The organism is Patulibacter sp., from assembly GCF_030655195.1.
GTDB lineage: Bacteria > Actinomycetota > Thermoleophilia > Solirubrobacterales > Solirubrobacteraceae > Patulibacter.
The window spans coordinates 42,562-50,068 of record NZ_JAURWA010000092.1; the positions used below are offsets into that span (position 1 = coordinate 42,562).

General features: G+C 76.9%; 4 protein-coding genes. All 4 read left to right on the top strand.

From position 1 onward, the window contains the following. The first annotated feature begins 48 nt into the window (after window positions 1–48). Window positions 49–1,218: a MarP family serine protease gene (locus Q7T67_RS09770; protein ID WP_304788527.1), complete on the top strand. Its 1,170-nt coding sequence runs from the start codon at window positions 49–51 to the stop codon at window positions 1,216–1,218. 99 nt (window positions 1,219–1,317) lie between these two features. After that, entirely contained in the window at window positions 1,318–3,654 is a 2,337-nt protein-coding gene (locus Q7T67_RS09775) for a type IA DNA topoisomerase (RefSeq protein ID WP_304788529.1), read from the top strand. 106 nt (window positions 3,655–3,760) lie between these two features. Then, complete coding sequence (locus Q7T67_RS09780) at window positions 3,761–6,802, top strand: PD-(D/E)XK nuclease family protein (RefSeq protein WP_304788531.1); 3,042 nt, start codon at window positions 3,761–3,763, stop codon at window positions 6,800–6,802. Then, window positions 6,799–7,507 (top strand): UvrD-helicase domain-containing protein (locus tag Q7T67_RS09785; protein ID WP_304788533.1); only part of this gene is annotated, 709 nt, incomplete at its 3' end. The genes Q7T67_RS09780 and Q7T67_RS09785, both read left to right, overlap by 4 nt.

Consider the following 7,507-nt stretch of genomic DNA (forward strand, 5'->3'; position numbering starts at 1 on the left):
GCGTGTACGGGTTCGGCCGCCGCTCCGACCGGGTACGCTCCATCGCCTGTGACGGGCCTCGACTGGGTATTGGTGGCGGTCCTCCTCCTCGCCGCGGCGGGCGGCACGACCCAGGGGTTCCTGGCCTCGGCGCTCGGCTTCGCGGGGTTCGTGGGCGGCGCGCTGGTCGGCGCCCGCGTCGGGCCGCTGGTGGTGCCGGGCGGGGAGTCCGGTCCGGACGGCCCGATCGCGGCGATCGTCGGGGCGATGCTGCTCGGGATCGTCCTCGGCGTCGGGCTCCAGCGGCTGGGGGACCGCCTGCGGCGCGGGCTGGAGGGGGGCGGGACCCGCCGCTTCGGCCGGGCCCTCGACGGCGCGCTGGGCGCGGTCTTCAGCGCGGCGCTGGTCGTCCTGGCCGCCTGGTTCGTCTCGGCGATGGTCCTGCAGTCGCCGGGCGCCCCGTCCTCCTGGCGCTCCCAGGTCCGCGAGTCGGCCGTGCTCAAGGAGCTGCGCCGCACCCTGCCGCCGGCCGACGACGCCCTGGCGCTCCTGTCGCGGTTCGATCCGCTGCCGGGCTTCGCCGGGCCGCGGGCCGTCGTGGACGCGCCGGACCCCGCGATCACGCGGGTCCCGGGCGTCGCCCGTGGTCGCCGCGGCGTCGTCCGGGTCGAGGGCTCGGCCTGCGGCGTCGGCGTCGTCGGGACGGGCTGGGTCGCGGCCCCGGGGATCGTCGTGACCAACCAGCACGTGATCGCGGGGGAGGGCGACACCCGCGTCACCGCCGAGGTCGGGGGCCAGCAGGTCGACGCGCAGGCGATCTACGCGGACCGCGCACAGGACATCGCGATCCTCGCCGCCCCCGGTCTGACGACGGACGCGCTCGAGACGGTGCGGGACCCGCGGACGGGCGCCTCGGCGGCGATCCTCGGCTACCCGCTGGCGGGACCGTTCCGGGCCCGCGCCGGGCGCATCGGCGAGGCCCAGACGGTGACGGGCGAGGACTCGTACGGCCAGGGCCCGATCCGGCGACGGGTCCTGCCGTTCCGCGGTCTGGTGCAGCAGGGCAACAGCGGTGGCCCGCTCGTGGACCGCCGGGGGCGCGTCGTCGGCACGGTCTTCGCCTCGTCCTCGGGCGGCGGGCAGCGGCGCGGGTTCGCCGTCCCCAACGACGTCGTGCGCCGGGCGCTGCGCTCCGCGGACCCGGCGGTCCGCGTCTCGACGGGACCCTGCAGCCACTGATCCCCGGCCCGCGGGCCGCGGGACCTCGGCGCACGATCGTCCGTGATCCGGCGCACGGGGTGACAGGGCCGCAGCAGTCGTCCCGCTACGCTGCGGCGCGTGGGCAAAACGCTGGTCATCGCCGAGAAGCCGTCCGTCGGACGGGACCTCGCCAAGGTCCTCCCGGGATCGTTCGCCATCGGCAAGCCGACGGGCGAGCGCAGCGCGCGCTGGATGGAGGGCCCCGACCACGTCATCACCTGGGCGATCGGCCACCTGGTCCAGCTGGCCGAGCCCGACGCGTACGACAAGCGGTTCAAGCGCTGGAAGATGGAGGACCTCCCGATCGTCCCGGAGGAGTTCCAGCTCGTCGAGCGCGACGACAGCTCGAAGAAGCAGATGGCGGTCATCAAGAACCTGCTGCACCGCGACGACGTCTCCGACGTCATCAACGCCTGCGACGCGGGCCGCGAGGGCGAGCTCATCTTCAAGTGGGTGTTCACCGCCGGCGGCGGCACCCAGCCCGTGCAGCGCCTCTGGCTCTCCTCGATGACCGAGGCCGCCATGCGACGGGCGCTGGGCGAGCTGCGGTCGCCCGACGAGCTGGTCCTGCTCGGCGAGGCCGCCCAGTCGCGGTCCGAGGCCGACTGGCTCGTCGGCATGAACGCCACCCGCGCGGCGACGATCCGCCTGCGCTCCAGCTTCGACGGCGCCGTGTCCCTCGGCCGCGTGCAGACGCCGACGCTGGCGATCCTGGCCCGCCGCGAGGAGGAGATCCGCGCCTTCGTCCCCGAGCCGTACTGGCTCGTCGACGCCCGGTTCGACGCCGGCCCCGGCGCGGACTCGAAGAAGGCCCGCACCTACCTCGGCCGCCTGTACCAGGGCACCGAGCCGCGGCTGAAGACCGCCGAGGAGTCCGACGCGATCGCCGCGGCGGTCGAGGGACGCACCGGAACGATCACCAAGCTCGACAAGGTGCGCCGCAAGGAGCGCGCCCCGATGCTCTACGACCTCACGTCGCTGCAGCGCGAGGCCGGCAGCCGCTTCGGCTTCACCGCCCGGCGCACCCTCGGCGCCGCCCAGCGCTGCTACGAGGAGCACAAGGCGCTGACCTATCCGCGTACGAGCTCGCGCTTCCTGACGACCGACATGATCCCCGAGATCAAGCCGACGGCCGGTCAGGTCGGCATCCGGCCGGAGTACCGGGAGGCCGCCCGCTACGTGCAGGGCCTCGACTCCCTGCCCCTGGGCCGGGTCGTCAACGACGAGAAGGTCGCCGACCACCACGCGATCATCCCGACCAACGCGCAGCACGTCCTCGACAAGATGGGCGACGACGACCGCCGCATCTACGACATGGTCGTCCGCCGGTTCCTCGCGGTCTTCCACCCCGAGGCCGAGTTCGAGAACACCCGCATCGAGACGACGGTGCAGACCCCCGACGCGCCCGAGATCGCGAAGGGTCCCCACGTGTTCCGCACCCGTGGCCGCGTCCTGCTCGTCCCGGGCTGGCGCGGGGTGTACGGCGAGCTCGAGGAGGGCTCGGAGAACGAGGACGAGGGCGCCAACCAGACGCTGCCCAAGCTCGAGAAGGGCGAGGACGCCGCGGTCACGAAGGTCTCCTCGGACGAGAAGGTCACCAAGCCCCCGCGGCGCTACAGCGACGCGTCGCTCCTGGGCGCCATGGAGACCGCCGGGCAGCTCGTCGACGACGACGAGGCCCGCGAGGCGATGAAGGACGCCGGCATCGGGACGCCGGCCACCCGTGCGGCGATCATCGAGCGGCTCATCGACGTCGGGTACACCGAGCGCGACGGCCGTGCCCTGATGGTCACCGAGAAGGGGCTCAACGTCATCCGGCTGCTCGACGGCCACCAGCTTACGTCGCCGTCGCTCACCGGCGACTGGGAGCACCGCCTCGCGAAGATCGAGTCGGGCGAGGAGACCCGCAAGGCGTTCATGGACGCGATCGCGGGCTTCGCCAAGTCCACGGTCGAGGAGCTCGACGCCAAGCTGAAGGACGTCCGCATCCCGCGGGCCAACCTGGGGCCCTGCCCCGTCTGCGGCCGGGACATCAGCGAGAACCGCAAGGGCTTCTCCTGCTGGTCGAAGGACGACCCGGGCTGCGGCTTCGTGATCTGGAAGAACAAGGCCGGCAAGACGCTCGCGCCCGTGGTGGCCAAGGAGCTCATCAAGACGGGCCGGACGGTCAAGCCGATCACCGGCTTCAAGAGCCGTGCGGGCCGCAGCTTCCGGGCCCGCCTGGCGCTCCACCAGACCGACGAGGGCAAGTGGCGCGTCGAGTTCGACGAGCCCTGGGCCCAGGACGGCCTGAAGAACCCGACGCCGGAGGAGATCGCCGCGGCCGAGGCCGCGACGGCCGCCGCGACCGGCGAGGTCGTCGCGGCCGTCGCCGCCGAGGCGCCCGCCGCGGACGGCTCCGACAAGGCGGCCTGACCCTCGCGGGTCGGGCGCTCCGGGTGCGGTCCGCGCAGCTCACGCCCCGGAATCCCCGCTGGGACGCGTCGTGCAGGCCGTCCGGTCGTCCTGAGACGGTCGTGGGGTGACGCTCCAGCTCGTCACCGGGCCGACGAACGCCAGCAAGGCGGGGGTCGTGCTCGGCCTCGTCCGCCGCTGGGGGGCGGAGAACCGCAGCCCGGTGCTCGTCGTGCCGACCGGGCCCGACGCGGACCGCTACCGCCGCGAGCTCCTGCGCGTGTCCGGCGGCGTGGCGGTCGGCGTCACCGTCGGCACCTTCGGACGACTGACCGAGCTCGTCCGCCGGGCGGCCGGGGTCCCGGCCGCGACGCTCGGGCCTCTCGCGCGCGAGCGGCTGCTGGCCACGGCGTTGGCCCGGGTTCCGCCCGGTCGCCCCCTCGGCCGCACCGCGGACCGCCCCGGCGTGCGGCGCCGCCTCGACGGCCTGCTGGAGGAGCTCGCGGAGCGGGGCTTCGGACCCGAGGCGCTGCACGCGGACCTCGAGGGTCTCGATCCCCTGGAGCACGGGGTCGACGGCCAGCTGGTCGACGACCTCCGCGCCGTCCTCCACGACGTCGTGACCGCGGCCTCGGGGCTCGTCGACGGTCAGGGTCACCCGCTGCCGTCGCCCGCGGCGCAGGCCCGCGACGTCCGGCTGCGCGTCGCGGCCGACCCCGCGCTGTGGGCCGGGCGCCCCGTCGCCTTCTACGGCTTCGACGACCTGACCTTCGGCCAGCTCGCGCTCGTCCGCACGCTGTCGCGGTCGGCGGACGTCGTCGTGTCGCTGCCGTTCGAGGACGAGCGGGTCGCCACGAGCGCGCGCCGCGACGTCGTCGACGAGCTCCGGGCGGTGGCCGCGGAGGGGGTCGGGCGCGCCGTCGGGGCGACGGGGGCGCTGCCGCTCACCGGGGCCTCGCCCGAGCTGCGGACCGCCGCCGTCGCCCGGGTGGACCGCCACGAGGTCGCCCTCGCGGCGGCCGGGGGCGAGGGCGGCCGCGGCCTGCTGGAGCGCCGACTCTTCGAGCTGCGCACCCCGGAGGACCCGGCCGTTCCGGGCACGGCGGAGCCGACGCGGCTGGAGGACGTCGTCCTCGTCGAGGGCGGCAGCGCCCGGGCCGAGGCCGAGGCGCTCGCCGACCAGCTGCTCACGGCGGTCGACGAGCTGGCGCTGGAGTGGCACGACGTCGCGGTCGCGGTGCGCGAGGCGGGCGGCGCGGCCGGCGCGCGGCTGGAGCGCGAGCTGGTCTCGCGCGGGGTGCCCGTCGCCCGACGGCGCGACGTGCCCGCCCGCCGGACGGCCGTCGGGGGCGCGATCGCCGCGCTCGCCCGGATCCGCACCGGCGCGGGCTCGGCCGACGACGTCGTGGGCGTCCTGCGCGCCGGCGCGTCGCTGGAGAACCTCGAGGCGATCGACGGCTTCGCCCTGGCCCTGCGGCGGGCGGGCGTCCTCGACGCCGGGGAGGCCGAGCGCCGGGCTCAGGTGTTCTCCCCGACGCTCGAGGGGCTCGACGTCCTGAACGCGGTGCCCGCCGACCGGCGCGACCCGGGGGCGGAGCACCTGCTCGCGGGGCTCCTGACGGCGCTGCCGTCGTTCGTCGAGCTGACCGCGGCCCCGGTCGGCGCCCCGGACCGCGACCCGGAGCGGGCGGCCGGCCGGCGGATCGGCGAGCACCTGACGGCGCTGGCGACCCTGGCGGGCGCCGACGCGGGGCTCCTGCCCGGTCCCGCCGAGCTGGCCGAGGAGCTCGCCGAGCTGCCCGTCCCGGTCGGCGATCCCCCCGGTCCCGGCCGGCTGGAGATCGCGGCCCCGCCCGCCCTGCGCGGCCGGCAGGTCGCGGTGCTCGCGCTCGCCGACCTGCGCGAGCAGGCCTTCCCGGCGCCCGAGCCCGTCGACCCGCTGATCGACCGCGACGCCCGCGAGGTGCTCTCGCGCGCCGGGGGCACCACCCTCGGCCTGCCGGTCTCGCGCCTGGCGGCCGAGCGGATGCTGTTCCTCGAGCTCGTCGCCCGCCCGACCCGCCGACTGGTGCTGTCGCGCCCCACGGCCTCGGACGCGGGGGAGCCCGTGCCCCCCGCGCCGTTCCTCGCCGACGTGCTCGCCGCCCTCGCGCCCGCCGCTCCCACCGTCGTCCGGCGCGGGGCGTCGGCGGTGCGGCCCGGGCGCCGCCGCGCGCTGGCGGACCCCGCCCCGTTCGGCTCGGCCCTCGACGCCGCCGGGCGCGAGGCGGTCCGCCGGGCCCTGCTGGACCGCGAGCGGTTCGCGGTCCGCGAGGTCGAGCGCCTGGCCCGCTGCCCCGTCTGCTGGGTCGTCGAGCACCTCGCCGGCGCCGGCGACGACGCCCCGGACTCCGAGGCCCAGGTCCACGGCAACCTCGTCCACCGCGTGCTGGACCGGGCGCTCTCCGAGGCCGCCGTGGGCCGACCGTACGGCGAGCTGGACCCCGACGAGCTGGTCGGCGCCGGTCTCCGGGCGCTCCGGGCCGAGGGGCCCGCCGCCGTCGCCGGCCTGCCCCGGCACCGGGCCGAGGTCCTGCTCCGGCGCGTCGAGGTCGGCGTGCGCGCGGTGCTCGTCGCCCTGCCGGGCAGGTACGGGCCCGCCTCGCTGCAGGACACCGAGGTCGTCGTGGGCGACGGCGGCCCCGTGCCGGCGGTGGACCTGGGGGACGGCGCGCACGCCGTCGGCCGCATCGACCGGGTCGACACCGTCCCGCTGCCCGACGGCGGGGAGGGGGTCGGCGTCGTCGACTACAAGCTCGGGACCGGCGGGGCGGTCGGGGCATCGCGGTGGGCGTCGACGGCCACCCTCCAGGCGGCGCTCTACGCCTCTGCCGTCCGCACCGCCGCGCGGTCCGTCGCCTACGCGCTCTACCAGCCCACCGCCCCGGCGGGCGGATTCGACCCGGGCGCGCGGCCGCCCGCCGGCGCCGAGCTGCGCGGGGTCCTGGGCGGGCGGAGCGGCCTGAAGGAGCAGGCGGCCGTCGAGGCCGCGGTCGAGGAGGCCCGGCTCCGTGCCGCGGAGGCCGTCGCGGCGCTGCGCTCCGGCGTCGTGGCGCCCCTCCCGGGGACCTCCGTCCACGCCGACGCGGGCGTCTGCGACCACCCCGCCGTCGCGAGGCTGCTCGGATGAGCGCGGCCGACGACGTGCTGCGGAGCTCGCCGATCGCCGTCGACCGCCTCGTCGACGCGGAGGGCCGCCTGCGTCGCGAGCTGCCCGGCCCCGACGGCGGGGGCGCCGTCTTCTCCGCCCGCCAGGCCGCCGCGATCGAGCGCCAGGGAGAGACCCTCGTGTCCGCCGGGGCCGGGGCGGGGAAGACGAGCGTCCTCGTCGAGCGCTACCTGCGGCTGCTGGAGGCGGACGACACGCTGTCGACCGGCGCCGTCCTCGCGATCACCTTCACGGACAAGGCCGCCGCCGAGATGCGCGAGCGGGTGCGGCTGCGACTCGAGGCGCTCGTGGGCGGCGACGTCGAGCTGCCGGAGCGCTGGCGCCTGGAGGACGCCTGGATCGGCACCTTCCACGGCATCGCCCAGCGGCTGCTGCGCCGCTACGCGCTGGCGGCGGGCGTGGACCCCGACGCCGAGGTCGCGGACGAGAGCCGCGCGCGGGAGCTCCGGCACCTCGCGTTCGAGCGGGCGCTGACCGCCTGGCTGGAGGACCCGCTCCGCGCACGCGGCGGCGTCGCCCCGGAGGGGCCGCCGGACGCGCTTCCGGCGGACGCCCCCGCCGCGCTGGGCCTGGCGGCCGCCGTCGGTCTCGACGCCCTGCGCGACGAGACGCTCGGGCTGCTCGCGCTCCGGCGCACCCAGGGCCGGGACCCCGCGATGACCGGGG